Here is a 26,582-nt window from a genome sequence, read left to right on the forward strand (position 1 = left end):
ACTGTTTTTGTGTTTAGTAAAAATAAAAAAAGCGTTGCATAAGCAACGCTTTAACTATAATTATTTTAAAAAATCTATCTAGAAATTTCAACAATTTCAAATTTCATTATTCCATTAGGAACTTGAATTTCAGCTACCTCACCTACTTTTTTACCTAACAAACCTTTACCTATTGGTGAGTTTACAGATAATTTTCCGTTTCTTACATCACTCTCACTATCAGCCACTAAAGTATAGGTAAACTCCATGCCGTTAGTAGTATTTTTAATTTTAACAATTGAATGAATTAAAATCTTAGATGTATCTAACTGACTCTCGTCTACAACACGAGCGTTTGCTACCACATTTTTTAGTTTTGCAATTTTTGTTTCTAACAGCGATTGCTCCTCTTTTGCCGCATGGTATTCAGCATTCTCACTTAAATCTCCTTTATCGCGAGCATCAGCAATTTCTTGAGAAACTCTTGGTCTTTCAACTTGTTCTAATTGCGCTAATTCTTCCTTAAGCTTTTTTAATCCTTCCTCCGTATAATATGATACATTACTCATCTTTTCTCCTTTTTTTAAATTATAAACAAAATCCTATATGCTTTACTCAACATTTAGCCAAGAAGCATATAACCTTTCTTCCTAAAACCCTGTGGGTTAAATTTAAAAATCCCACGCCCGAAGGAATGAGATTGTTACACAAATGTACAAAATATTTGTAACTTCGTCACGTTATGATATCAACTCTGTACTAAAACAATGAAAAAATTCTTTTACTTATTTTTTGTTATAATTTGTTTCAGCTGTAGCGAGAACACTCGCACAAGCAACTGCTTTTTAGGCTTACAAGTAAATACTATTGTCGATTTAACATTACCTGAATACCAAAGTCTACTAACAGCTGGCGGTACAGTTGAAACAGTTCTTCAAGGAAGAAATGTGTATATTTTTAGAATTGGAAATAACTTCAGAGCTTTTGACCAACAGTGTCCTGAAAGAAATTGTAATTCTTTAATGACATTTAACGGGGTAGAAATTATATGTCCTTGTGATGACAAAAAATACAGTTATATTTCTGATGGAGCCCCTTTAGATGGTGAAGGTTGTCATGCATTTATGTATTTTGTTACTCAAATTAGTAATTCTCAACTAAGAATATCTAGTTAATACCATTTGTACTAAGAATTAGATTCTTATTTTTGCAGCTACAACACAACTAACACATTTATCGTGAAAAATTATTTTTCTTCAAACTTTAAATTGGGCGTTCTAGGAGGCGGTCAGTTAGGAAGAATGTTACTTGCCGAAACGCAAAAATTTGACATCCATACTGTTATTTTAGATAGTAATACCGATGCACCTTGTGCTCAAATTTGCAATGAATTTCATCAAGGAGATTTATTAGACTATGATACTGTTTACAACTTCGGAAAAAAAGTAGATGTACTTACTATTGAAATTGAAAACGTAAACATTGACGCCTTAGATGCTTTAGAAGCTGAAGGATTAACTATTTTTCCTAAGCCGAAGAACTTAAGAACTATTCAAAACAAAGCACATCAAAAAGTGTTTTATCACGACAAGGGAATTCCAACAGCGGCTTTTTCTCGCTTTACTTCCTTAGAAGAATTAAAACATTCTATCAGTAACGAAGCTATTACCTTTCCTTTCGTATGGAAATCGGCAAGGTTTGGCTACGATGGAAATGGTGTAAAAATAGTTCGTTCAATTAACGATTTAGAAGGACTACCTACAGGAGAGTGTATTTCTGAAAAACTAATTCCTTTTAAAAATGAACTGGCAGTTATTGTTGCTAGAAATGCTAACGGAGAAACCAAAACCTATCCTGTTGTAGAAATGGAATTTCATCCAGAAGCAAACCAAGTAGAATATGTAATTTGCCCTGCAAGAATTGAAGATACCATTGCTCAAAAAGCACGTGAAATAGCACTAAAAGTAGTGGATGCTTTTGGGTTTGTTGGTTTACTTGCGGTAGAAATGTTTCAAACTGAAGATGACCAAATCTTAGTAAATGAAGTAGCTCCAAGAACTCACAATTCAGGGCATTATTCTATTGAAGCAAGTTATACTAGTCAATTTGAACAACATTTGCGTAGTATTTTAAACCTTCCATTAGGAAATACCAATAGTAAAGTTGCTGGAATTATGGTGAACTTAGTTGGTGCAGAAGGCTATACTGGTGATGTCGTATACGAAAACATTGAAGAAATTCTAAAGATTGACGGAGTTACCCCTCATATCTACGGAAAAAAGACAACCAAACCTTTCCGTAAAATGGGACATGTAACTATTGTGAATGAAGATATAAATGAGGCGAGAAAAGTCGCTCAACAAGTAAAAGAAACCATTAAGGTAATAGCAAAATAACCTCTCGACTACGTTCGAGATGACAAAAACATAAATTTATGGTAGGAATTATCATGGGAAGCGATTCTGATCTTCCAATTATGCAAGAAGCAATTGATATTTTAGAGAGTTTTGATATTCAAGTTGAAGTAGATATCGTATCTGCACACAGAACTCCTGAAAAATTATTCGATTACGCTAACAATGCACACAAACGCGGAGTACAAGTTATAGTTGCTGGTGCTGGAGGTGCTGCACATTTACCTGGAATGGTAGCTAGTATGAGTCCGTTACCAGTAATTGGAGTTCCTGTAAAAAGTAGAAACTCTATTGATGGTTGGGATTCTGTTTTATCTATCCTTCAAATGCCAGGTGGTGTTCCTGTGGCTACTGTAGCTTTAGACGGAGCAAAAAATGCAGGAATCTTAGCTGCACAAATTATTGGAGCTTCAGACAAATGTGTGTTAGACAAAATTATCGCATATAAAGAAGGCTTAAAACTGAAAGTTGAAAAAGCTTCTGAAAGCATAAAAAAATAAGTACCTTAGTACAATATTAACTTGAAGACCTCACAGATTTTTTATTTGTGAGGTTTCTTCAATTTTTTAAACTAAATTTTCATGACTAAAAATCCACTTTTACAAGATTTTAATACGCCCCCTTTTTCTCAAATTAAAGAAGAAGATTATAAACCCGCTATAAAAGAAGCTATACAAATAGCTAAAGACGAAATTGATGCTATTGTAGAAAATTCTGAAGCTCCAACTTTTGAAAACACTACGGTTGCTTTGGACAACACAGGTAATAAATTAGATAGAGCTACTTCTATCTTTTTCAACTTAAACTCTGCTGAAACAAATGAAGAAATTCAAAAGATAGCGAAAGATATTTCTCCTTGGTTAAGTGAGTTTAGAAACGATATGATTTTAAATGAGGGGTTATTTAAACGTGTAAAAACTGTATACGATCAATTGCCTGATTTAAACTTGACTCCTGAGCAAGAAATGTTGTTAGATAAGCAATACAAAAGTTTTGCACGTAATGGAGCAAATTTAAATGAAACTGATAAAACTGAGCTTCGCAAAATTGATGCTGAGTTAGCAAAATTATCGTTACAGTTTGGAGAGCATGTATTGGCTGAAACCAATGCCTTTGAATTATTAATTACCCATGAAGATGATTTAGCAGGGTTGCCTGAAAGCGCTAAAGAAGCTGCTAAAGAACTTGCGAACTCGAAAGGTAAAGAAGGTTGGATGATTACCCTAGATTATCCAAGCTATATTCCTTTTATGACCTATGCTGATAATAGAGAATTGAGAAAAAAGTTAGCAATAGCTTTTGGTAAGAAGGGGTTTCAACAAAATGAATACAATAATGAGCAAATTGTAAAAGATATTGTAACCTTACGCCACAAACGTGCCAACCTATTAGGTTATAAAACCCACGCTCATTTTGTATTAGAAGAGCGTATGGCTGAAACTCCAGAAAAGGTTATGGAGTTTTTAAATGAATTGTTAGAAAAAGCGAAACCTGCTGCGCAACGTGAGTTTGATAATTTAGAAGCCTATGCTAAAAAACTAGACGGAATAGACCAGTTACAAAAATGGGATGGTGCTTACTATTCTGAAAAGTTAAAAAAAGAGTTGTTTAACTTAGACCAAGAGTTATTAAAGCCTTATTTTAAGTTAGAGAATGTAATTGACGGGGTTTTTACTGTGTCTAACAAGCTTTTTGGTTTACAATTTGAAGAAATTAACACTATTGATAAGTATCATGAAGATGTCAAAACCTACGCTGTAAAAGATACGGACGGAAATTTTGTTTCTTACTTATATGCTGATTTTCATCCGAGACCAGGAAAACGTAATGGTGCGTGGATGACTTCATACAAATCACAATATATTAGTAATGGAGTTAATGAAAGACCTCAAGTCTCTATCGTTTGTAACTTTACCAAACCTACGCAAACTAAGCCTTCTTTATTAACTTTTAACGAAGTTACTACCCTATTCCACGAATTTGGCCATGCTTTACACGGAATGTTAGCAAATACTACTTACAAAAGCTTATCAGGAACTTCAGTTTCTTGGGATTTTGTTGAGCTACCTAGTCAAGTTTTAGAAAACTGGTGTTACGAAAAAGAAGCGCTGGAATTATTTGCAAAACATTATGAAACAGGAGCAATTATTCCTATGGAATATGTTGAGAAAATTAAAGAATCTGCGAGTTTCCATGAAGGTATGCAAACCTTGCGTCAATTAAGCTTCGGATTATTAGATATGTCTTGGCACTCTGGGAATTCTCCTGAAACTATTGCTGATGTAAAAGAGTTTGAAACGAATGCTTTTGCTGAGACTAAATTATACCCTGATGTAGCTGAAAACTGTATGAGTACTTCTTTCTCTCATGTTTTTCAAGGCGGATACTCAGCTGGGTATTATTCATACAAATGGGCAGAGGTTTTAGATGCCGATGCTTTTGAATATTTTAAAGAGGAAGGTATTTTTAATAAAGAAGTTGCAGATAAATTTAAAAACAATGTATTATCTAAAGGAGGAACAGAAGAGCCTATGGAATTATACAAACGTTTTAGAGGTAGAGAACCAAAACCTGATGCTTTATTAAGACGTGCTGGATTATTAAAATAATTACTTATTCTTATCTTCAATCCACTTGCTCATAAATTTTGTAGCCTGTAAGGTTTGATGTTGTAACAAACTTCCAAGAAAATTTTGCGTACGATGTGTTTCAAGGTTTTCTTGGATTTTTTTAATTCTCTTCATAAAAGAAATCTCTAACACTTCTTTATCATACAGTGAATTAATAATCTCTATTCCTTTTTGTTGAGCCTTTTTCCAAAGAATATCATAAGTATACAGCTCTACAGCTTTGTAGGCAAACTTCTCAAAATCATCCTCTATAAATCCGTTCCAAGGTAAGTTGGCATGCATTCCTTCTGCCCCTATCGAAGTGGTAACACTTGGAGTTCCACATTCCATTGCTTCGGTTAGTTTTCCTTTTATTCCCGCACCAAAACGGATAGGTGCTAAAACAACCTTCGCATTCTTAACCACCTCTAAAGCATCATCAGCAAAACCTTTAACGATAAACCCTTCTTTGGGTTTATGCAATTGTTGAACTTGTTGCGTAACATAAGCTCCGTAAATATGTAATTCAGCACTTGGTATTTTTTTTCTGATGTATTTCCAGATTGTTTTTAATTGTAAAACGGCATCGACATTTGGAGCATGAAAAAAGTTCCCAACAAACACAAAATGTTCTCGTTCTTCAAAAGACTTCCATTTCTGAATAGCTTCAGCATCTATTGTATCCAACAAAAAAGGTAAATGATATAACAAAGCTTCATCAATCTTAAAAACTTCCTTCAAAAGCTGGATTTCATAAGCTGAAATAATCAGACTCATATCACAACGTAAAATAGCAGCTATTTCTCTCTTTGCTTCATCCGATTTCAACAAAGCTTCTGTCGAAAATTGTTCCCCTTTTTTTAATTGTTGATGACGTACTTTTCGTAAAAAATGTAAATCTTCTGTATCTAAAATTCGTAACGCTTTCGGGCAATGTTCTGCTACACGCCAACCGAATTGTTCTTCCATCATAAAACGATCGAATAACACAACATCGGGTTGAAGTTCCTTAATAAAATCATCAAAAGAACTTGAATTCAATTCAATAGATTTCTCTTCTATACCTAACTCAGCTAAGTTTAAAGAGTTTTCGGTTTTTTGAGCTGGCGTAGCAAAAGTGATGGTATAATTATGGTTTTTAAAAACATTAATTAGCTGTAACATTCGGTTACCAGCTCCTGTTGTTTTTTCTACCCAAACATACCCAATAATTAAAAGTTGTTGCATATTACAAAACTACAGTTTTAAATCAGATAATAAGTCTGTACAACCTCATAAACATGGCTCAAAAAACTTATAGCTTACATTTTTCAACAAATCAACAATTATACGTAATTTTGCGCTTAGTATTCTGAAAAACAAAGACAATCTGATAAATATCTAACAATTTATCAGGCATGTAATATTATAAAAACACAACTCATGAAATACGATTTAATCGTTATTGGTTCTGGTCCAGGAGGATATATCGCTGCTATCAGAGCCGCTCAATTAGGTTCTAAAGTTGCTATCATTGAAAAATACTCGACTTTAGGTGGAACTTGTTTAAATGTTGGATGTATTCCTTCAAAAGCTTTATTAGATTCTTCGCACCATTACTATGATGCAGTAAATCATTTCGAAGAGCATGGTATCTCTGTTGAGAAGCCTTCTTTTGACTTCGGAAAAATGGTAGCTCGTAAAGCAAATGTAGTAGAAACTACTACAGGAGGTATCAAATATTTAATGGATAAAAATAATATTGAAGTTTACGAAGGTTTAGGATCTTTTGAAGATGCTACACACGTAAAAATCACTAAAAATGATGGTACTGAAGAAGTAATTGAAGGTACTAACATTATTATAGCTACGGGTTCTAAACCATCTTCTTTACCATTTATTACTATTGATAAAGAGCGTGTAATTACTTCTACAGAAGCTTTAAAACTTCCTGAAGTTCCTAAGCACTTATTAGTTATTGGTGGTGGTGTTATTGGTTTAGAGTTAGGTTCTGTTTACAAGCGTTTAGGTGCTGAGGTAACTGTTATCGAGTACGCTCCAACAATTACTCCAACCATGGATAGAGATGTTTCTAAAGAACTGACTAAAGTTTTAAAGAAACAAGGAATGAAAATTAATGCTAGCCACGGAGTTACTTCTGTTGAAAGAAATGGTGACGAAGTTGTGGTGAAAGCTACCAATAAAAAAGGAGAAGAAGTTACTTTTACTGGTGATTACTGTTTAGTTTCTGTAGGTCGTCGTCCGTATACTGATGGATTAGCTTTAGAAAAAGCAGGTGTAAAAGTTACTGAAAGAGGAATGGTTGAAGTAAATGATCATTTACAAACTAACGTTTCTAACATTTATGCAATTGGTGATGTAGTTCGTGGAGCTATGTTAGCACATAAAGCAGAAGAAGAAGGTGTTGTGGTTGCTGAATATTTAGCTGGACAAAAACCTCATATTGACTATAACTTAATTCCTGGTATTGTTTATACATGGCCAGAAGTAGCGGCTGTTGGTAAAACTGAACAAGAATTAAAAGATGCTGGTGTTGATTATAAGTCTGGAAAATTCTCTATGCGTGCATTAGGGCGTTCTCGTGCAAGTGGAGATTTAGACGGATTTGTAAAAGTATTGGCTGATAAAAATACCGATGAAGTATTAGGAGTTCATATGGTAGGTGCTCGTGTTGCTGACTTAATTATGGAAGCTGCCGTAGCAATGGAATACAGAGCTTCTGCAGAAGATTTAGCGCGTATTTGTCATGGACACCCAACGTATTCTGAAGCTGTAAAAGAAGCAGCAAAAGCAGCTTGGGATGGACAACCATTAAATGCTTAAAACGTTATTGCGAAACTTTAAAAGTTGAAGCAATCTTAAATATTTAAAAAAGCAATCTCATTTGAGGTTGCTTTTGTATTTTTAAACAAAAATGAAAAGTAGAAACTTATTTAAATATGGAAAAATATTTGCTGTACTAACCATACTACTGTGCATCTCCTTACTATTTATTTTTTTTTACATCAACTTATATTATCTGTTTGGTTTTATTATGGCTTTCTTCTGAAAGTTTAAAAAACAAACTCATTTGGTCAATCATGCCTGTACTTATAGGGTTACTATTTATGTTTGTAGTAAACTTAATTCATCATGAATATTTAAAATATAAAACATTAAAACTAGAAGTTATTATTGAAGAAAATTTTAACGGTGAAATATTAATATTTGATAATATTGAGTGCGGGCAGTCTATCCAAAAAAACAATGATAGATATACATTATATATTCCTAAAAACGGAATACTATTTTACTCAGGAGACCTTACAAACGAAGGATATATAGATAATATTTTTAAACAGAAAAAAGGAGATTCTTTAATTTTAATTCCAAGTTTAAACGAATCGATGTTTTGGGAAAATTCAAAAAAGTATAGCAATCATTCTTACACTAAAAATACTCTTGGGGTTTTTAATGTCATTCATTATCAAAACCATGGAACAAAGTTAACCCCTATAAGAAAGTTTGTTTTGACCAATAAAAAGAATCTTGATTCTATAAATTGGTTCAAAAGAATACAAAATAAGTTAGAAAAAATCGACACTATTCCTTGTAATAAAAAATCCCGAACTACTTAATTCGGGATTTTTTTATTTGTATGACGTTATTTCTTATTGAATTCCGTAGAAAGAACTCATATTATCTTCAATTTCAGACGCTTTTTTAACCGCCTCATACATTTGGAATCCTTTGTTCTGTCTTTCAGCAGCGATACGCTTTCTAAAAGTATCGTAGTTTGGTAATGCTGTTGGCTCTTCTCTCTTTTCAACTACAAAAGCAAATACACCTTTATCTCCTGCTACGTTTTTAACCACTTCGTTTTCTTTAGCGTTAATCATTGCTCCTACTACTTTAGGCTCAAATCCTACACCAGAAATTGTTGGTGATTGTAAGTTTACATCCGTTGCAACTCTTACTGATTGACTTGCAGATTTAGCGATTTCTTCTAAAGTAGCTCCGCTCATCTTATCTTCAATCATCTTAGCTTTTCTTTCGTTTGTTAAAATAGGACGAACAGTAGCAATTGCCTTATCAACTGGCATTAAACCTTTAGCTGTTTTAGCTGTTAATACCGCTACAATATATCCTCCTTCAACATCAAAGCGCTTGTAGCTTCCTTCTTCAGTTTCTGGTTCAAAAGCCCAAGTAATAATTTGTCTTTCATTACCTACACCTGGTACGTTTTCATCTAATGACTTTAACCCTACAGCTGGTAATGAACTTAAATTTTTCTCTTTTACAACTTCTTCAAAAGCTTTTCCATTAGCTAATTCTAAAGCAAATGTTTCTGCATTTTGGAATACTGTATTTTCTGTTTCTTCTGAAGCTTCTATCTTACGTCCAAAAGTAGCTAGTTTAACTACTGGTTGAAAGTTCTTTTGTCCGTCAATTTTAATTACGTGGAATCCGAATTGAGATTTTACAACTCCCATATCACCTTCTTTTCCGTTGAAAACAAAGTCTCTGAATGATGGCACCATTCTGTTGTAAGCAAACCAATCATAAAACCCTCCTTTTTCAGCAGAACCTTGATCTGATGACATTTCTTTAGCTAAATCAGCAAACTTAGATTTATTTGCTTTTACCACAGCTAATAAACTATCTGCTGTTTGTTTAGCTTCTTCTTCAGTTTGAACAACTGTTGCATCAGCACTTGCAGAACCAATAAAAGGAATTAAAATATGACTTGCCTGAGCAGAATCTGGTAATTGTTTTACTTCTGTAATTTTAGATAATTTAAAGAATCCAGCATCTTTGTATGGCCCGAATACATCTCCTTCTTTTCCGTTGAAAATATCCTCTGCTATTACTTGCGGAACCTGAACTTTAAACTTGTAGTTATTATCTAATCCTAAATCAGAATCGTTTTCTTCTAAAAACTCACTATAATTTGTGGTATTTTTTAATCCTTTAACAGGAGTATTGTTAACTACTGAATCATCAATTAACTTAGCTACATTAGCTTTGATAGCTTCTTCATCTTCCGACGTAGGCTCTATATTAAACTTTACAAAGTTGATATCTCTTGAAGCTTCAACTTGAAAAGCATCTTGATGTTTGTTAATATAATTTTGAACATCACTTTTCTTTAACGTTACTAAACTATCAGCAATAGTTGAATACGGAACGTATACATATTTTCCTGAAACCTTGGTATTCTCAGTTAAGTATTGTGCTTCTCCTTCCTTTAAAGAAGCTCCTAAACCAGCAGCTACTAATTTATCATACGTTGTTTTTTCTATATTACTTTTTAAGGAAGCCATGTAGTTTTGCCATGCGGCCCACTCTTGACCATTTTCTTCCTTTATTGTTGCTAAATGTTCTTTTAACTTATTTTTATCGAAAATACCCGAGGTTAAAAATCTTGGGTCACCTTGTACAACAGGAGTCTCATATAAAGCATTCATAATATCTGCCTCACCTACAGTAATTCCTGCATCTTCTAATTGTTTTTCGTAAATTTTTTGACGAAGTAAGTTATTCCAAACCACTTTAGCCGCTTGCATTTCAGAAACGCTATTACCTGTTTGCGTTTTGTAAGCCTCTAAAGCTTCTGCAAACTCCTGACGAGAAATGGCTTCGCCATTAACTTCACCTATTTCATTTACTTTACTTGCGCTAAAAAAGTCTGATATTGTAGAAGGGTCTAATACAAATGCAAAAAGTGCTAAACCAATTACAAGAATTAAGAACATTGAGCGTTCTCTAATTTTCGATAAAATTGCCATACGTCATTTATTTTATTAACAGTGTGCGAAAATACAATTTCAAAGTAAATAATGCAATGTTTTTTTATGCTGTTTTTGAGGGAGTTCTCTAGAGAAATACTGATAAGTTAATCTCCTTTATTGATTACCTTAAAGTAAATATCATCAATTTTTGTAGCACTTACTTTTAAAATTTTTATTTCAAAGTTTTCAATATGTAAAACTTCGTCTTGCTGAGGAATTGTTTCTGTATAATTTAAGATAAAACCTCCTAAAGTTTCGTACGCTTCTTCTTTAGGGATATTTAAACCGTATTCTTCATTTAGGTAATCTACTTCTAAGCGTGCTGAAAAACTGTACTCGTATTCTCCAATTTTTTCTTCTAATAACTGTTGAGTGTCGTGTTCGTCTTCAATCTCTCCAAACAACTCTTCAACAATATCTTCTACAGTAATAATACCTGACGTTCCTCCGTATTCATCTACAACTACTGCAATGCTTTTACGCTTTTTTATTAGATTGTTAAGAACATCATTTATAATCATAGATTCTGGCACGAATTCTACTGGTAATAAAATAGATTTAATCGTATTAGGTTTTTTAAACAACTCGAAAGCATTTACATACCCCAAAATATCATCTAATGAATTTTTATAAACCAAAATTTTAGACAAGCCTGAGTCTATAAACATTTTTTTTAAGTTACTTACAGACTCGTGTAAATCTACAGCTACAATTTCTGTTCTTGGCACCATTATTTCACGTGCTTTTACCTTGTGAAATTCTAACGCATTTTGGAAGATTTGAATTTCAGAATCTACTTCCTTTTCATCATTACCTGCATCTAATTGTTCAGAAATATAATTCCCTAATTCTTCTTTACTAAATTCTGTTTGAATTTCGTCTTCTTTTGTTCGGAAAAAAACTCGCAAGCAAAAATCTGAAATTTTAGTAATTACCCATGTAACTCCGTAAAAAAACACATAAAAAACATAGGCTGGTACAGCAAATAGTTTTAAAATCTCATTTGCGTAAATTCTAAAAATAGCTTTGGGCAAAAACTCTGCAGTAACTAATATTATTATTGTTGATATAAGTGTTTGTGTAAGTAAACTAACATCAGACAACAGATAGTTTACCACTGTAAAATCTGATGGTAAAAATGATTGAAACCACCCCATTAACAATTCCCCCATAAAATAACTATACACTACTAAAGCAACATTGTTACCCACTAGCATAGTAGTAATAAATTTCGATGATTTTTCGGTTAGTTTTGACAAGATTATAGCTACAATACCTTCTCTTTTCTTTTCTAACTCTATATGAAGTTTATTTGCTGAAATAAAGGCTATTTCCATTCCAGAAAAAAAGGCTGAAAATAGAATAGACACAAAAATAATTACGAGTTCGGGTTGCATTAACGTTGTTTGTTTCTTTCTTGTACTTTTCTTCTAAAGTGTCGTTTAAAGAAGAAAATTAATATGATAAAGATAGCAAAACCAAACATAATAAATGCTTGCTCTTTATCTGAATTCCATTTTAAGATACCTTCAACAAAAAAGATAATTCCTACAACTAGGTATCCGTATTGTAAATATTTCCAAAGTGTGTTCATTATATATCTTTTTGTATTGTTTCTATATCTCCTGTAATATCTTTAGCCATCCATTTGGTTAAACCTTCGTTCGACTCAAATCCGTAGCCATTAATTACACTTTCTGGTGTGGTAAAACGAAAACCGTCTTCTGCAAAGAAATAATGCTCTTCTTGATCCCAAAACAACTGATTGGTTTCTAGTTTTGTTTGTTTTGAGTGATTGGTTATTACTACATTCCCTCTAATTTCAGACACCTTAGTTTTGTCGTAAGTTAACGCATAATTTCCTGAAATTGTAGTTGAGTCTGTTCCTGTTTTATCAATTGTAATAATTTCTATTCCTTTAGGAAACTCTTTATATGGATGTTCTTTTCTATTTGAAAAATCATAAAACACAGGGGCTTTGGTTTTGGATGTTACTCTTCCTGAGTCTTTATGAACATGATAAATATCTATAGCAGATCCTACTGGTAAGTTTTTGTCTGCTAAAAAATCTCGTACTTCCTTTTTTGAGTTCGTACAAGAAAAAAACATTGCTACCAAACAAATGGTAGCAATGTTACTATATGTATGTCTTGCTTTTTTAAGCATTACAGTTTATTAAGGTACTCGAACAGTTTCTCCAATCCAACATCCTACTCTATAGCTTGCTCCTGAAGCCAACCCTTTTTGGAAAACTAATTTTTTAGATGGTACATTCTTTCTGTAACTAGAAATATATCTTCCTGCTCCACATCCTGGATCTACTTGGTTTGCTTTAATTGCTTTATTTAGAGCTGCAACATATACCATTCTTTTTTCAAACTCGTCACTACCACAAGAGTTTACACTTCTTTGATATAAACTTGCAATGAATAAATATGCTTTTCCCATATTAGGGTTGTACTTTAAAGCTTCATAAGCTAATGCTCTAGCTCTACTTCCGCTAGCACTTTGTGCTTCTCTTAATTTATACTTAGCCTTTTTAAACGGATCTGTTTCTAAGTCGAATGCTTTCTTTCTCATTTCAGCAGCTCCACTCTTATCTCCATGTTTAGCTAAAACCCCTGCTAAAAAGTTATAAGCGTCTGCAGATTGAGTTACTTTAGCATATTCGTTAGCTAACTTTTCAAATAAAGGATCAGCTGTACATTCTTTGTTATACATTCTTGACACCGCTCTTTTCAACCAAACTCCATCAGCCTTCTTTGATTCAAAATCTCTAGAATAAATTGGTATTAACCTTTCACAAGTAGCAATTTTAGAAATTTTAGCATCTAATCCTCCTTCAACTTTACCTAATAACCCAGAATTAATCGTATAAGCTCTTAAGTTTCTTTTTTCTCTTGACGTAATTGTTCCTACAGAATCCTTTTGTTGTAGCTTTGCTATCTTTTTACTGTAATCTTCTAACTTTTCTTCTACAGATTCCATTACATCATCATAGGTATCAAATACTTTTTGAGGCTCTGTATCTTGGTACTTATCTGCTATTATTTGGAAATATCTAAAGATATTTTTTACTCCCATGTCTTTTGGAGAGATATCATAAGCCTTTTTTAAGATTTCAAAAACTTCATCATCTGACGCTAATTTATTTTCACTCAAGAACTCAGCATAATCACTATGTGCTTTTGCAGGATCTTTATCTGGAAAGTTAGCTAACCTTGTTTCATACACCTTTTTGGCTAAGGCTGGATCTTTCAAGTTTTCTGCAACTTTAGCTCCATACTTATATATATTAATAGATAAACCAGCACAGTTATCTAGTAAATACTCTAGATTAGGTTTAGCTTGTGTATATTTTTTTGTTGTTACATCTCCTTTAAAAAGATTATACTTAATATGACACTCTTGGCTTGCTTGCGCTTTTGCTCCATTTACGGCTACAAACAAAAATAATCCTGTAAGTAAATACGTAATTTTTTTCATCGTTCTCAGTTTTTGTTAATCTATTTTATTTTTATGGAACCATTTAATACTATTCAAAGATAAACTTAATCTTACGTTAAAATAATTCTCTTTTATTAAGTTATTGTTAGTTGTTCCTCTTTGCCCATACTCAAATCCTAAATTAAGATTTGATAATTGTCTTGGTAATGGCAATCCTAGTCCAACATTTATGCCAAAGTCTTTTACTGGCTCAAAATTATCAGTTGTTTTTACTAACAAACCTGTGTCTTCAAAACGTAAACCTGCTCTATAGGTAACTCTATCCCAATAACTAGAAATTGAATTTATTTTTGGAATGTAATATCCTCCTATAGAAAATTTACTTGAATCGTCATATTTGTGAGACTGTCCATCAGTAATAAACACACTATTACTACCTAAAGCACTTTGAGATTGTTGATTTACTCCTACATACCATTTATTCTCCTTCCCTATACCAAAACCATATACACTTTTCAATGGTACGTTAATATTTCCATTTAAAGGTCTGTTAAACAACTCTGCCTTAATTTTCCCGTCATCATCTGAAACAGAATACAATATTTCGTTTCCTTTTACTGATAGATCAGATGATAAGGTAAACGAAGCTCCTGCAAATAACTGTAACTTATTTTTTAGCTCTGTCTTATATTGTGTTCCTAACTTAAACTGTCCTCCTCTTACATTAAAAGATTCTTCGTGCGAGGTAGCTAACACTACATCTGCTCTTTTATTAAAAACATTATTCTCTATGTTTCCGAAAACAAAACCTGCTTCAACACCTAACGACAAACCTTTGTATGCGTAAATACCATAGCTCGCATAGATTTTATTAGCTCCTCCTTCACCAGAAAACACAGTAACATCTTCTGTATTTTCTTTATCTATCAGTGAATATCCTACTGAAGAAAAAGGTTGTAAACCAACCGAAAAACCTGCTTTTTTTCCTACTGGAAAACCAAGAGAAATATACCTTAAGCTTGTTGAGTTTCCTGTTTGAGATTCATTTGCTTCTTTTACTGTTAAAAATGTTAGGCTTCCTCCAATTGCATAAGTAGCTGCCCTTAAATCAGCGTTCGCTGCTGGATTTGTAAAATTTAAGTGATGATTATTTTTCATGGCAACACCAATTCCCCCCATAGAAGCTTGCTCAACTGTTACTGCTTCAAAACTCTCTCCTATTCCAAAATAAGAGTATGGTGAAGCACTGTTTCTTTGCGCTAATATTGTTGATGTAGTAAATACAAAAACTCCTAATATAAATCTCTTAATCATTCGCTAAGTTGTGTATCAAAATAGTATGTAATCCTTCCAAAACAAAATTTGGATGGGCAAATATGACACTTTTTAATTGTTTTGACAAAAAATATGTGTCTCCTCCTGTTAAAACTACTGTTAAATCTGAATACTTTTTTTGATATTGCTTAATTATTCCGTCAATTTCTTTACAAACTCCATTAATAACCCCCGAATGTATTGAAGTATTAGTATCAACTCCTATAAAACTTTCAAGTTTACTCGGTTCTAATAAGGGTAATTTAGCCGTAAAATTATGTAATGCTTTGTACCTCATTTTAATACCTGGTGAGATTGCACCTCCTAAATACTCACCCTCTTTTGTAATAAAATCATATGTAATACAAGTTCCTGCATCAATAACCAATACGTTTTTGTTAGGATACTTGTTAACCGCGGCAGAAGCTAATGCAATTCTATCTACTCCTAATGTCTTAGGGGTTTTATAATTGTTTTTAAACGGAACGTTTGTAGTAGAATCTAAAAAAATCGGGTTTAAAAGTTCTGCTATTTCTTGCCTTTCTTCTTCTGTAAAATGGGCTACGGATGATACAATACTACTAGTAATTGAAAAATTTAAAATTATTTTTTTTACTTCTGAAAGTATTTCTGCTTTATCAAAAACAAAAAATTCTTTAGTAGTATCTAATTCAAAAACAGCTACTTTAACTCTTGTATTGCCTACATCAATAATTAGGTTCATATTTCATTTCTTAGAGCTTGTAAATTTACGGTACATTTTTTTAAAGTTTTTACTTTGTATAATTAAAAAACGATTGTATATTTGCATCCGCTTAACGAAAGTAGCAACTGGTGCCTTAGCTCAGTTGGTAGAGCAAAGGACTGAAAATCCTTGTGTCCCTGGTTCGATTCCTGGAGGCACCACAATAAAACTCGTAGCGCATGTTACGAGTTTTATTTTAAAGATGTTACTTTTTTAAGCTATGACTGGTGCCTTAGCTCAGTTGGTAGAGCAAAGGACTGAAAATCCTTGTGTCCCTGGTTCGATTCCTGGAGGCACCACGATAAAAACCCGAACAAATTTGTTCGGGTTTTTTAGTTTTAAAAACAACAACTCGATAAATAATCGAGTCGTTTTTATTTATTTCAATTTGAACCTCATCTCTATTGGATAATGGTCAGATGCTTCTCCAAATTCATTTAATACTTTCCCTTCAATATATTCAATCGTATTTTCTGTGTAAAAAATATAATCGATACGTTCTACGGGATTTTTAGTATCAAATGTGTTTTCAGGGTTTTCAGAAGAAAATGCTGCGTTCCCAACTCCTTCGATCGAAAATATTTTTTGAATAATAGCTTCGTTGTCTCTTGCTTTTGAGTTAAAATCACCCAATAAAATAGTTGGGTACATTGTTTTATAACTATTGAAAAGATTCAATACGTACACAAATTGACGTACTCGTGTTGTTTTATTAAAAGCTTCTAAGTGTAGATTTATAACAATCACTTCTTTTCCTTCTAAAATAACTTTTACCACCTGCACCAATCTATCTAAATACAACGCATCTCTATAAAAAGGGTTGTCTGCCACACGCTCTAACACAATTCGTTGGTAATCCTTCAATTCATACTTACTTAAAATGGATTGTCCTGACACAATTTTACCAAAGTGCATGCTTGGTGGCCAATAAGGAAAAGGAACGTAATGTTCATCCCAATTTATACCTCTTGCCACATAGTTATATCCTAATTTAGCGATCTCTTCTTCCTGATTTACTTCATACGATCTCGCTGCATTATAATCAATTTCTTGAAAAGCTAATATATCAGGATTTACTTTTTGAATTTCAGTAAGCACCTTTTTCATGTTAGAATCGAACAATTCTTTTGGCTTTGCTATTGCTCGGTTATTTGTCATTCCGCTTAAATATCCAATATTGTAAGTTACAATGCTGTAAACAGAATCATTATCAGTTGCTGTATCATAGTTATGTGTAATAATTTTAGCATACTCTGCTTCATCCATTGTTGGTGAAGAAGCCCAGAAAAAAAACACTATAACCAAACCAACTACTAACAATAAAATCCTTAAAACAATTCTAAAAATTAACTTCATCTAAATAAAAAAAATGTTAAAAATACTTCCAAATTTAAACTTTTTTAAAGCTGAATGGTCTTAGAGATGTAAATAATTACAAAAAAATTAAAACTTAATAAACATGAAGAAATTACTAACAGTATTGGTTTTAACGGTTGGGTTCACCGTTACTACGCAAGCACAAAGAGGAGATAAAGGTAAACGTGAACAATTGTCTGTAGAGCAACAAACAGAGCTAGAAGTTAAAAAAATGACGTTGAAGTTAGATTTAACTGAAGCTCAACAAAATCAAATAAAACCTTTAATAGCTAAAAAAGTAGCTGACAGAAAAAAAATATGGGCTAAAAGAAAGGCTATGAAACAAAGTGGTAAAAAGGCTACAACTGATGAACGTTATGCTATGAAAAGTAAAATGTTGGATAAACAAATTGCACACAAAGCTGAAATGAAACGTATTTTAAATGAGCAACAATATGAACGTTATGAGAAAATGACTGCAAGAAAAATGAAAAGACATAAAAAGAAAGGTGCTCATAAAAAATTTGGAAAAGGAAAACACCATAAAAAGCATCAAGAGGAAAAGTAAGCTTAACCTCTTAGTAGATTAGTTTTTGATTGAAAAAAAGCTCGGTTTTGAAAACAGAACCGGGCTTTTTTATTTTTTTATTTACTCTTTAAACCAACCTGAATATTTCACATAATTATTAGCAATCCTGTCAATTTCTCCTGAAATAAGTTCTTTAGAAATATCTTTTACTTTTTTTGCTGGTACTCCTGCATAAATACTTCCGCTTTCAATATACGTGTTTTTAGTTACAACTGCTCCTGCTGCTATTATAGAGTTTGACTCTACTATACAATCATCCATAATTATACTTCCCATACCTACCAGCACATTATCGTGAATGGTACACCCATGCACTAAAGCATTGTGACCAATAGAAACATTATTACCAATAGTTGTTGGTGATTTTTGATAGGTAGCATGTATAACTGCGCCGTCTTGCACATTTACTTTGTCTCCCATTTTTATGTGATGTACATCTCCACGAATTACTGCATTGAACCATACACTACATTCTTTTCCCATTGTTACATCTCCTACAATAGTTGCATTTTCAGCAACATAACAATCCTTTGGAATTTCTGGGTGCTTCCCTCTTACTGGTTTTATAATTGGCATAATTTTATTTAAAATATGATAATAAATTTGCTTTTTTGGATGCTGAAACCATAATTTCTTTTCCGTTTGACAGCACAACGCTTCCTCCTTTTCCTTTTTTATACTTTGCTATTTCATTAACGTTGACTAAAAACGATTTGTGTACTCTAACAAAAGTGTTATCTTTTAAAGTTTCTTCAAAATATTTTAGTGTTTTACTCACTAACTTTTTAGAATTCTCGAAATAAATTTCGGTATAATTATCATCTGCCTTACAAAACAAAATTTCATTCACCGCTACTACTTCAAATCCATCTTGCTGTGGAATAGTAATCTTTCCATTTACTTGATGTATTCTTTTTGGAGTTAACACAGCTGTTTCTAACTCATTTTCTTTTTCCTTAATTTCAGTTACAATACTTACTGCTTTAATCAACTCATCTATAGAAATAGGTTTTAACAAATAATAAGTTGCTTGATTATTTAATGCCTCAATAGCGTAATGATCGTATGCAGTTACAAAAACCGTTTCAAAAGTTTGGTTTTCTACTTTTTCTAACAAATCAAAAGCATTTCCAAAAGGCATTTCTACATCTAAAAACACCAAATCTAATTCATACTTTTCAATTAATTTTTGTGCTTCTTCAATATTACTTGCTTCTCCTAACAACTCAACATTAGGACAATATTTAGCTATATAATTTCGTAGAATATCTCTACTTATTTGCTCGTCTTCAACTATAATTGCTTTTATTTTCATCGCTAATTTTTGTCTTTTTTTAGTGTCAATTCTACTTTAGTTCCGCTTCCGTCTTCAAAAGCATCTGAAACCACCACAGATATTTTGTCCTGATACATATCATTTAAAATAGCAATTCTATTTTTTATTGTACTCATTCCTTTTGACTTCTGTTTGAGTTGGTTCTTTGTCTTCATTTCTATTGACCTCTCTCTTCCAATTCCATCATCTTCAATTAAAATAGTAATAGAGTCATTATTTTTGGGAAGCATTGAAATTTGAAGTTTTCCTTTTTCTTTTTTATATCGAAGCCCATGCCAAATAGCATTTTCTATATACGGTTGCAATAACATTGGCGGAATCGAATATTCATCTAAAGGTATACTTTTGTCTATATTGATATTATAATCAAACTTATCTTTAAATCGGTTATGCTCTAACTTCACATACAACTCTAATAACTCAATTTCTTTGGTTAACGGTATAAAATCTTCATCTGAATTTTCTAACACCGAACGCATTAATACTGAAAACTCTGACAAATAACGATTCGCACTTCGTTCATCATTTACAGCAATAAAACTATTCACAGAGTTCAATGCATTGAAAATAAAGTGCGGATTCATTTGCGAACGCATCGACTTTAAAGCCAGTAAATTATTGGCTAACTTTTGTTGTTTATTCGTTCTGAACATAAAATACACCAACAAAACCATTAATAAAAAACCTCCGATTAATGAATAAATAATCCATTTTTGACGTTTGTTACTTTCCTGAACCAATTGCTGGTCTTTATATGCTAAATTGATTTTACTGTCCGCTAATTCTTTGTCTTTTTCTAAACTAGCTATTCTGTTTTGGTTATCTGAAATTCGCTTACTAAAACGTTTTACTTGCTGAATTTCCTGTTCTTTTCGTGAATATAAAGTATCTACCAATTCTACATAATCTTGATAGGTTTTTAGTGCTTCCGTGTAATCTCCAACCGTAGCATATACTTCCGACAAACGCTTAGTAGCATCTTTTTGAATGATTAAATCTTTGTTTTTATCAGCATCTGCAATACTCTTTTTTAAATATGGAATTGCTTCTTCAAATTCAGATTTTTGCATGTAGGCATTACCAATTTTATAGTTGATTTTTTGTGAAGTAATTGAATCAACTAACGATTCGTTATTCTCCGCTTCTACAACTATATCTTCTGCTTCTTTTAGGCTTTCTTTTCGCAACTGAATTTCTTCATCATATCGCTGAGACTTATTGTAAAAATCGGCTACTTTTTGTTGCTCTTTTAACGAGCGTTTTTTGTTTTCTTCGGAAGCTAATTTTAACGAGTTTTTAAAATAACCATCTGCTTTTTGTGTGTTTCCTTGGGCTGCAAAAACTTCTGCTAACTTAGAGTTTAAGTCTGTTATTTTTGGTGTAATTAGATCCTTTTTCGCAATTTCCAGTGCTTTTTCGTAATTAACTTTTGCTTGATTGTAGTTTTTTTGAGCTAAGTACACATCTCCCAATCCTTGGTATGCAGTTAAACGTAAGTAATTATTAAGTACTCCGCTTTGTAAGCTTTGTAAATAGTTTTGTTCACTTTTGTTATAATCTTCTGATAAAAACGCTGCTTTTGCCAGTTTTAAACGAACCCTAGGCGAGTTTACTTCTTGTAAGGAAATTTGATAATTCTCAACCGCTAAATCGTACTGTTTCCAATAAAAATATACCTCTGCTAATTCTTTAAATACAGTAGCTCTTTGGTTTTTACTTGGATTCGTCAACAAAGTCTTTTCAACAAAAGACAAGCTTTTATCAATATCTTTCTTTTTATAAAACTCAACTGAGTCTAAATATTGTGAGTATAAGCCTACTTGCTTTCTTTTACTGTAAGAACTTAGTTTTGATTTTCTTTTAGGTATAAAGCCTTCAACTTTTACTTTTATATCTTCATCATCTTTAATCGTATAAAAAACACGATCAAAATTAGGATGTGATACTTCCAGTTGACTTCCCGCTGTAGCTTTTACAGTATAATTTCCTGTTATTTCAGAAAACCGATAAGTTCGTCCGTTTACTTCTACTCTTGCATCTTTAATCGGGCGACTTGTTTCTTTACTCACTACTTGAACTTTTACTGAGAATTCTTTCGATAGTTCTTTATCTATTTGGGAATAAACCGATGAAAACTTCAGTAAAAGTATAGGTAGTAATAATATGTAAAAAAGCTTTTTCATTCTTTATAACTTACTGTAAACATACATACAAAAACCCACACAAAAAAACACCTACCCCACTAAAACACTATAAAAAACAGTCATAAAAAGGAGTTTACTCATTTAGTTAATCTTTTACCTAAATGAAATAACCCGTTTACTCATTCTTGATTTTTTAAGAAAATAGTTGGAAGTAGTTTTGAATAGAAATTAATACTTATCAAACTTTTACCCAATTAATAACTAAAAACAAAAATTATGAAAACGCACGCATTAAAAGTATTTTTCTTTTGCTTAGTACTACTAACGGTAACTACATTTGCTAATGAAAATCAACCTACAAAAAAAGCTAAAAAACAAACCGTAAAAGTTGCATTGTTATTGGATACAAGTAATAGTATGGACGGACTCATCAATCAGGCAAAAGCACAATTATGGGAGATTGTAAACGAGCTATCATATGCTAAATGCAATGGCATCACTCCTAACTTAGAAATTGCTTTGTACGAATACGGAAACTCAAACTTATCTTCTAGAGAAGGATATATCCGACAAGTTTTACAATTTACCAGTGATTTAGATGAGATTTCTGAATATCTTTTTTCCTTAAGTACAAATGGTGGAAGTGAATATTGTGGACAAGTAATACAAACATCACTAAATGAACTAGATTGGGGAGCTAATAAACGTGATTTAAAAATGATTTTTATTGCGGGTAACGAACCTTTTACTCAGGGAAAAATTAATTACAGAGATGCTATTACCAATGCCAAAGAAAAAGATATTACCATAAATACTATTTTTTGTGGTGATTTTAATCAGGGAATTACTGGAAGATGGCAAGACGGAGCTATTTACGGAGGTGGTGATTATATGACCATTAATCAAAACAAGCATATTGTACACATTGTAACTCCTTACGACAACGATATTATTATTTTAAATAAGCGCTTAAATGACACCTATATTCACTATGGTTCTTACGGTTACTCTAAATACAGTAATCAGGCAAAACAAGATATGAATGCGGAAAGTTTGGACGAAGCTGTAGTAGTGAAACGTGCCGTAACTAAAAGCTCTAAACTATATAAAAATGCTGAATGGGATTTGGTGGATGCTTCGGAAGAAAAGGAAATTGATTATAGCTCTTTAAAAAAGAAGCAGCTTCCTAAACAGTTACAAAATAAATCTGCTAAAGAGATTAAAATGTATGTTGAGAAAAAACGTAAAGAGCGTGCTGAAATTCAACAAAAAATTCAAGAGTTAAATAAAAAAAGAAAGACTTATGTAGCAAAAAAACAACGTGAAAGTTCTAAAAAGAATGAATTAGAAAGTGTTATGATTAAAGCTATCAAAAAACAAGCGAAAAAGAAAAATTACTCTTGGTAGTTTTGATTGGGGTTTGGTTAGTTGAAGCGGAGTAAGTACTCCGCTTTTTTTATTTCACCAACAGATCTTGCCCAATACTAATGTTATTATCACTTAATCCGTTTACCTCTTTTAATCGTTGTACCGAAACATTATATCTTCTTGATATAGAATAGAGAGTATCTCCTTTTTGCACTTTATGAGATTCCGTTTTATAACTTATTTTTTTAGAAGTTAATGATCCGTCAGGTTTAACTCTATCGTATTCAGCTAAATTGTATTTATTAATGATAGAAATCAACTTTTGCGGATATTTTCTATCAGTTGCATACCCTGCTTTTTTTAAACCATAGGCCCAACCTTTATAGTCGGTATGTCTTAATTTAAATAAACTTGCATAACGGCTACGCGTTAATAAAAACTGAGAGTGGTCTTCGTACGAAGTTTCTGGATATTTATATTTTCTAAAACATTCTCCTTTTTCATCATCATCATGAGTTACACTATGTCCTTGCCAGCCTCTGTGACATTTAATTCCGAAGTGATTGTTCGATTTACGCGCTAACTGACTTCTACCGCTTCCCGATTCTAAAACTCCTTGTGCTAAGGTAATACTTGCAGGAATTCCGTGCTCATGCATTTTCTTAACTGCAATCGGAGCAAACTTTTGAATATAGGTTTCGGTATGATTCGTAGTTGTTGCTACTGGTCGCTTTATTTGCTCTAATTGTGGTAACTTTGGTGCTTTCTCTTCCTTAGTCTCCAGCACTACTTCATTAGGTGTAGACCTTACCACATTTTTACCTGATCCACAACTTGCCAATACCACAGCACATGCTGCTAAAAAAACTACTCTTATCTTCATTAAACCTTTATTAACTCTTGATTTTTATTCTTTAATTTTTGATTTACTCCAGCTATACCTTGCAAACCTCCTGTATGAATTGCTAGTATTTTACTACCTACTGGAAATGCATCTTTTGTTACTAAGTCTAGTATTCCAAACAACATTTTTCCTGTATAAATAGGATCTAACAAAATAGTTGTTTGCTCTTTAAACTCATTTATAAAACGAATTAATTCTGGAGTATATTTTCCGTAGCCTCCAAAATGATATTTGTTTTGTAAACTCCAGTTTTCATTTCCTTTTACATAAGGTTTTATTTCATCCATTAAAAAATCACCTTTTAAGGCAGGAAAACCAATCACTTCCTGATGTTCTTTAGCTGAATTTATCAATCCAGAAATGGTTCCTCCAGTACCTACCGCACAACAAATATAATTGAATTTTTCATCTTCATTTGTTAAAATCTCCTCGCAGCCCTGTACCGCTAACGTATTGGTTCCTCCTTCTGGAACCAAGTAAAAATCACCAAATTCTTTTTTTAAATGTTTGATAAATACTTCGGAAGTTTTATTTCGATAAACTTCTCTAGAAACAAATTGGAACTCCATCCCATTATCGAACGCATTTTTTAAGGTTTTGTTTTGAGAAAGTGTCTTAGTTACATCCTTTCCTAATTCATCTCCTCGAATAATTCCTATGGTTTTGAATCCTGAAATCTCACCTGCAGCAGCAGTCGCTGCAATATGGTTTGAAAAAGCACCTCCGAAAGTCAACAGGGTTTCTTTTCCTTGTCGCTTTGCTTCTTCAATATTGTACTTTAGTTTTCTGAATTTGTTCCCTGAAACAAATGGATGAATGGTATCTTCTCTCTTTACAAAAAGTTCAATTCCTTTGTTTGCTAACACTCGCATTTGAATTTGCTGATTTATGGGAGTAGGTATGTTGAGTTGAAAAAGCATTCCAAAAAAAATTAACACCACAAAAATACAGGTTTAATCTATTTCTAGCTTATACCCTACTCCGTGAATATTGGTGATTTTTATAGAAGCATCCTCTTTTAACTTTTTACGAAGTTTTGAAATATAGGTATCTAAACTTCTTCCTACCACAACACCGTTTTCTTCCCAAACTTTTTTCATCAATTCTTTTCTTTTAATTACTTCGTTGGGTCTATCAATAAAAATGGTTAACAACTCGCACTCTTTATTAGATAACGGAATTTCTTCCGCTTCTTTAATCAACTTATTTTGTTCAGGATAAAATGTAAACCTTCCTAAACTTAGCGAATTGTTCGAAGCTGTGTCGGTTATTGTTTTTCTTTTCTTTTTCTGATACACAACAAAACCCAAAACCGAAATTAAGAGTAGAAATCCGTAGAAGAAATATTGATTCTTATTTTCCTTTTTAAGAAACTGGACATCTATAAAATAGCAATTGGCAGGCAACACTCTTCCCTTACAAGGTACAATGGCGTTTTCTTCACTCTGCATCATTTCGTAACTGTAAGCTACTTCCTCATTCAAACATTTTTTGACCTCTATACGATAGTTGACTGGTAATTCTGATTGAGAAAAACTTCTTTTCACAATCGCTACCAAACTATCAGGTGATACCTGCAAATTACTTTGAAAGGTTAATTGATATTTATGCTTGTTTAGTTCTTTTATAGGCAAGACCAATGAAGTAGAATCTTGGTTGGTTAACAACAATTGATGCCCCACATTTCGCAATGAAACTCTTACTTTTTCAGTAAACTCATTGTTGGTTTTACAAGAAATAAGTTGTACTGAAATTAAAAATATACCTATATAAAAAATAGCTCTCTTACTCATACAACTTACAAATAACACATTTTTTCTCTTCTTTTTTAGAGAATTGACATTTCTTTTACACTTTTTTGACATTTTTTACCAACCGTCATTCCGACCAGGGGGAGGAATCTCATTAATAGAAATGACTCACAATCTTAAGATTTCTCAGTCGCTCATAAAATCGCTTATTCGAAATGACATTATTTTACTATATTGAAACTCGAAAATTGAATTGAAATAAAATTGCTGAAATCTCCTCTTATCAAATCATAATACAGGGATAACAAAACTTTTATTTCTTATATAACGAGTTGGCAATAATTTAAGAAAAAACACAAACTGAATGAAAATTTATAAACCAAATAGAAAAGGGTTTATCAATTATTTACTAATTGGTTCTGTGATATTACCAATAGCTATTTTCTTTATGGATAAGAGTACATTCTCGGAAAAACCGTTTATTCTTTTACCATTATTGAGTCCACTAATCTCAATATTTTGGATTTATTTTGACACATCTTATAAAATTGAAAATAATGAATTGATTTATAGGTCGGGATTTTTAAGGGGAAAAATCGGAATTCCAAACATAAAGGAAATAATGAAAGGAAAAACTATGTGGAGCGGAATAAAACCAGCACTGGCGAGAAATGGACTAATTATAAAATTCAATAAATTTGATGAAATTTATATAGCGCCGGAAAATAATGACGAACTGATTTCGGACTTAATAAAATTAAACTCTCAAATAAAAATAACGGAATAAAAAACTACTGGCAACAATGGCTATAAGTAATTGCTTGTTCTCGCCTACTTCTGAAAATCCTCGCGAAT

Annotated in this window: 25 protein-coding genes and 2 tRNA genes; 11 read left to right on the forward strand and 16 right to left on the reverse strand. The window is 32.3% G+C overall.

The features are described 5' to 3' along the window. Positions 1–74: 74 nt before the first annotated feature. Positions 75–548 carry a transcription elongation factor GreA gene (greA, locus tag Q0663_RS08540; RefSeq protein ID WP_274634670.1) on the reverse strand — a complete coding sequence of 158 codons (474 nt, stop codon included), beginning with the start codon at positions 546–548 and terminating at the stop codon, positions 75–77. 198 nt (positions 549–746) lie between these two features. Between greA and Q0663_RS08545 the strand changes: the two genes are divergently transcribed. The 4 genes from Q0663_RS08545 (at position 747) to Q0663_RS08560 (ending at position 5,002) form a co-directional block, all read left to right on the forward strand. Further along, positions 747–1,154: a Rieske 2Fe-2S domain-containing protein gene (locus Q0663_RS08545; protein ID WP_299009417.1), complete on the forward strand. Its 408-nt coding sequence runs from the start codon at positions 747–749 to the stop codon at positions 1,152–1,154. Between the two features lie 63 nt (positions 1,155–1,217). Beyond that, positions 1,218–2,375, forward strand: coding sequence for a 5-(carboxyamino)imidazole ribonucleotide synthase (locus Q0663_RS08550; RefSeq protein ID WP_299009419.1), 1,158 nt, complete (start codon positions 1,218–1,220; stop codon positions 2,373–2,375). A gap of 38 nt (positions 2,376–2,413) precedes the next feature. Further along, positions 2,414–2,893, forward strand: coding sequence for a 5-(carboxyamino)imidazole ribonucleotide mutase (purE, locus tag Q0663_RS08555; RefSeq protein WP_299009421.1), 480 nt, complete (start codon positions 2,414–2,416; stop codon positions 2,891–2,893). 81 nt (positions 2,894–2,974) lie between these two features. Beyond that, a complete protein-coding gene (locus Q0663_RS08560) occupies positions 2,975–5,002 on the forward strand; it encodes a M3 family metallopeptidase (protein WP_299009423.1) in 2,028 nt (675 codons plus the stop codon). On the opposite strand, the gene Q0663_RS08565 is transcribed toward Q0663_RS08560, so the two are convergent. Beyond that, complete coding sequence (locus tag Q0663_RS08565) at positions 5,003–6,229, reverse strand: glycosyltransferase (RefSeq protein WP_299009425.1); 1,227 nt, start codon at positions 6,227–6,229, stop codon at positions 5,003–5,005. It lies immediately after the preceding gene. Between the two features lie 195 nt (positions 6,230–6,424). On the opposite strand from Q0663_RS08565, the gene lpdA reads away from it, so the two are divergent. Further along, positions 6,425–7,825 carry a dihydrolipoyl dehydrogenase gene (lpdA, locus tag Q0663_RS08570; protein ID WP_299009428.1) on the forward strand — a complete coding sequence of 467 codons (1,401 nt, stop codon included), beginning with the start codon at positions 6,425–6,427 and terminating at the stop codon, positions 7,823–7,825. A gap of 257 nt (positions 7,826–8,082) precedes the next feature. Continuing rightward, positions 8,083–8,619, forward strand: a complete 537-nt coding sequence (locus tag Q0663_RS08575; RefSeq protein WP_299009430.1) for a hypothetical protein — start codon at positions 8,083–8,085, stop codon at positions 8,617–8,619. A gap of 33 nt (positions 8,620–8,652) precedes the next feature. On the opposite strand, the gene Q0663_RS08580 is transcribed toward Q0663_RS08575, so the two are convergent. From Q0663_RS08580 to Q0663_RS08610, 7 genes are all read right to left on the reverse strand, one after another. After that, positions 8,653–10,770 (reverse strand): peptidylprolyl isomerase, encoded by a 2,118-nt coding sequence (locus tag Q0663_RS08580; RefSeq protein WP_299009432.1) that lies wholly within the window; start codon positions 10,768–10,770, stop codon positions 8,653–8,655. Positions 10,771–10,877: 107 nt separating this feature from the next. Beyond that, positions 10,878–12,170, reverse strand: coding sequence for a hemolysin family protein (locus tag Q0663_RS08585; protein ID WP_299009436.1), 1,293 nt, complete (start codon positions 12,168–12,170; stop codon positions 10,878–10,880). After that, positions 12,170–12,367 carry a hypothetical protein gene (locus tag Q0663_RS08590; RefSeq protein ID WP_028890542.1) on the reverse strand — a complete coding sequence of 66 codons (198 nt, stop codon included), beginning with the start codon at positions 12,365–12,367 and terminating at the stop codon, positions 12,170–12,172. The genes Q0663_RS08585 and Q0663_RS08590 overlap by 1 nt, the downstream gene beginning before the upstream one ends. Next, positions 12,367–12,939, reverse strand: coding sequence for an LPS export ABC transporter periplasmic protein LptC (gene lptC, locus Q0663_RS08595; RefSeq protein WP_299009438.1), 573 nt, complete (start codon positions 12,937–12,939; stop codon positions 12,367–12,369). Before lptC ends, Q0663_RS08590 begins: the two co-directional genes overlap by 1 nt. 9 nt (positions 12,940–12,948) lie before the next feature. Further along, a complete protein-coding gene (locus tag Q0663_RS08600; protein WP_299009441.1) occupies positions 12,949–14,259 on the reverse strand; it encodes a hypothetical protein in 1,311 nt (436 codons plus the stop codon). Between the two features lie 15 nt (positions 14,260–14,274). After that, positions 14,275–15,534: a hypothetical protein gene (locus tag Q0663_RS08605; RefSeq protein WP_299009443.1), complete on the reverse strand. Its 1,260-nt coding sequence runs from the start codon at positions 15,532–15,534 to the stop codon at positions 14,275–14,277. Next, positions 15,527–16,258 carry a type III pantothenate kinase gene (locus tag Q0663_RS08610; protein WP_299009446.1) on the reverse strand — a complete coding sequence of 244 codons (732 nt, stop codon included), beginning with the start codon at positions 16,256–16,258 and terminating at the stop codon, positions 15,527–15,529. Before Q0663_RS08610 ends, Q0663_RS08605 begins: the two co-directional genes overlap by 8 nt. Before the next feature lie 109 nt (positions 16,259–16,367). Between Q0663_RS08610 and Q0663_RS08615 the strand changes: the two genes are divergently transcribed. Beyond that, positions 16,368–16,440, forward strand: a tRNA-Phe gene (locus Q0663_RS08615). Between the two features lie 65 nt (positions 16,441–16,505). Further along, positions 16,506–16,578: transfer RNA gene (locus Q0663_RS08620), tRNA-Phe, on the forward strand. A gap of 79 nt (positions 16,579–16,657) precedes the next feature. Here the strand turns inward: Q0663_RS08620 and Q0663_RS08625 are convergent. After that, entirely contained in the window at positions 16,658–17,635 is a 978-nt protein-coding gene (locus Q0663_RS08625) for an endonuclease/exonuclease/phosphatase family protein (RefSeq protein WP_299009449.1), read from the reverse strand. 103 nt (positions 17,636–17,738) lie between these two features. Between Q0663_RS08625 and Q0663_RS08630 the strand changes: the two genes are divergently transcribed. Further along, positions 17,739–18,203, forward strand: coding sequence for a hypothetical protein (locus Q0663_RS08630; protein WP_299009455.1), 465 nt, complete (start codon positions 17,739–17,741; stop codon positions 18,201–18,203). A gap of 81 nt (positions 18,204–18,284) precedes the next feature. Here Q0663_RS08630 and Q0663_RS08635 read toward each other — a convergent pair whose 3' ends face one another. Genes Q0663_RS08635 through Q0663_RS08645 form a run of 3 tightly spaced genes read right to left on the reverse strand, consistent with a single transcriptional unit; the run spans position 18,285 to position 21,743 of the window. Next, on the reverse strand, positions 18,285–18,800 hold the full coding sequence (locus tag Q0663_RS08635) for a gamma carbonic anhydrase family protein (RefSeq protein WP_299009458.1): 516 nt from the start codon (positions 18,798–18,800) through the stop codon (positions 18,285–18,287). Between the two features lie 4 nt (positions 18,801–18,804). Beyond that, on the reverse strand, positions 18,805–19,539 hold the full coding sequence (locus Q0663_RS08640; RefSeq protein ID WP_299009461.1) for a LytTR family DNA-binding domain-containing protein: 735 nt from the start codon (positions 19,537–19,539) through the stop codon (positions 18,805–18,807). Between the two features lie 2 nt (positions 19,540–19,541). After that, the gene (locus tag Q0663_RS08645; protein WP_299009464.1) at positions 19,542–21,743 is read right to left on the reverse strand and encodes a tetratricopeptide repeat protein; all 2,202 of its coding nucleotides are present in this window, start codon (positions 21,741–21,743) and stop codon (positions 19,542–19,544) included. 237 nt (positions 21,744–21,980) lie between these two features. Between Q0663_RS08645 and Q0663_RS08650 the strand changes: the two genes are divergently transcribed. Further along, positions 21,981–23,111, forward strand: a complete 1,131-nt coding sequence (locus tag Q0663_RS08650; RefSeq protein ID WP_299009468.1) for a VWA domain-containing protein — start codon at positions 21,981–21,983, stop codon at positions 23,109–23,111. Positions 23,112–23,160: 49 nt separating this feature from the next. On the opposite strand, the gene Q0663_RS08655 is transcribed toward Q0663_RS08650, so the two are convergent. Genes Q0663_RS08655 through Q0663_RS08665 form a run of 3 tightly spaced genes read right to left on the reverse strand, consistent with a single transcriptional unit; the run spans position 23,161 to position 25,769 of the window. Then, on the reverse strand, positions 23,161–23,955 hold the full coding sequence (locus Q0663_RS08655) for a glucosaminidase domain-containing protein (RefSeq protein WP_299009471.1): 795 nt from the start codon (positions 23,953–23,955) through the stop codon (positions 23,161–23,163). Next, the gene (locus tag Q0663_RS08660) at positions 23,955–24,896 is read right to left on the reverse strand and encodes a 1-aminocyclopropane-1-carboxylate deaminase/D-cysteine desulfhydrase (protein WP_299009473.1); all 942 of its coding nucleotides are present in this window, start codon (positions 24,894–24,896) and stop codon (positions 23,955–23,957) included. Before Q0663_RS08660 ends, Q0663_RS08655 begins: the two co-directional genes overlap by 1 nt. Positions 24,897–24,929: 33 nt before the next feature. Then, entirely contained in the window at positions 24,930–25,769 is an 840-nt protein-coding gene (locus tag Q0663_RS08665) for a winged helix-turn-helix domain-containing protein (RefSeq protein ID WP_299009475.1), read from the reverse strand. 322 nt (positions 25,770–26,091) lie between these two features. Between Q0663_RS08665 and Q0663_RS08670 the strand changes: the two genes are divergently transcribed. After that, positions 26,092–26,514: a PH domain-containing protein gene (locus Q0663_RS08670; RefSeq protein WP_274634078.1), complete on the forward strand. Its 423-nt coding sequence runs from the start codon at positions 26,092–26,094 to the stop codon at positions 26,512–26,514. Positions 26,515–26,582: the final 68 nt, after the last annotated feature.

It is taken from the genome of uncultured Tenacibaculum sp. (assembly GCF_947504135.1).
Classification (GTDB): domain Bacteria; phylum Bacteroidota; class Bacteroidia; order Flavobacteriales; family Flavobacteriaceae; genus Polaribacter.